Consider the following 388-nt stretch of genomic DNA (forward strand, 5'->3'; position numbering starts at 1 on the left):
GAAGTGTAGCCGAAACATTCCCAGAGGTTGTCATTCCCCCAACCGCTACCTCATAGATGCTCCCACTACCTGTAATAGTTGCGGTTTTGGGGTTCGCAGTTCCCCCTAACAGGAGATCATTCGCTTCAAACCCCTTAACAGATTCACTAAATGTAACCTTCAAGTAAACAGTATTGTCAGAGGGGGGACGATTTTGCGTAATGATAGCCGTCGGAGGAGTGGTATCACCAGAAGGTAATGGTGTTGGGGTAGGGGCTAAGGTTGGTGTAGGTGTTGGCGTCGGTTCTAACGTTGGCGCTGGGGTAGGTTCCAACGTTGGTAAGGGTGTGGGCGTTGGAGCTATTGTCGGCGCTGGAGTTGGTTCTAACGTCGGTGTGGGCGTTGGAGT

General features: G+C 51.5%; 1 protein-coding gene. It reads right to left on the minus strand.

The window, feature by feature from the left end; translation table 11 throughout:
- The coding region (locus tag PL9214_RS31860; protein ID WP_186440532.1) for a hypothetical protein at positions 1 to 388 on the minus strand (388 nt) is incomplete at both ends.

It is taken from the genome of Planktothrix tepida PCC 9214 (assembly GCF_900009145.1).
Classification (GTDB): Bacteria; Cyanobacteriota; Cyanobacteriia; order Cyanobacteriales; family Microcoleaceae; genus Planktothrix; species Planktothrix tepida.